This window comes from Anaerotignum faecicola, assembly GCA_024460105.1.
Classification (GTDB): Bacteria; Bacillota; Clostridia; order Lachnospirales; family Anaerotignaceae; genus JANFXS01.
The window spans coordinates 1-479 of the sequence record JANFXS010000216.1 but is presented as its reverse complement, the minus strand read 5'-3'; the positions used below and the strand labels follow the sequence as shown (position 1 = coordinate 479).

The window sequence follows — 479 nt, the reverse complement described above, 5'->3', positions numbered from 1 at the left end:
CTTCTTGCCTATGGGATTGAGAAGCTTGGAATACGGGAACTGTGTGTAAATGAACAAAACCCGCAGGCGAAAGGCTTCTATGAACATATGGGGTTTACCTGTTACAAAAGGACGGATACGGATGAACAGGGAAATCCTTATCCGCTGCTGTATATGCATCTGAGTGAGAGAAAGGATGTACCTGTTTAATCTTCGACAGGTACGTCCTTTTAACGGCTCCCAGGAGCCTGATCCAATCCTCTGTTACTGCTGATAACTGAGTGCGGCATACGCATCAAGTATTCCGCCGCTTACCATCTTTCCGCTTAACTGGTCTGATTTCCGGCTGGAATTCAGCAGAATATTTTTCACATCCTGAAGAGAAAGCTCGGGGCGGTAAGAATAGAGCATCGCGGCGACTCCGGTTACCATGGGGGCCGACATGGAGGTGCCGCTCATGAAACCGTAATCATTGCCGGGCAGCGTGCTGACGATATAGG

2 protein-coding genes are annotated in these 479 nt (G+C 49.1%); one reads left to right on the top strand and one right to left on the bottom strand.

Annotated features, from left to right (window positions below; translation table 11 throughout):
* Positions 1-189: GNAT family N-acetyltransferase (locus NE664_13620; GenBank protein MCQ4727671.1), on the top strand; the 189-nt coding region annotated here is incomplete at its 5' end.
* Positions 190-243: 54 nt separating this feature from the next.
* Here the strand turns inward: NE664_13620 and NE664_13615 are convergent.
* Positions 244-479, bottom strand: a 236-nt coding sequence (locus tag NE664_13615; protein MCQ4727670.1) for a S8 family serine peptidase, incomplete at its 5' end; no start/stop codon positions are given.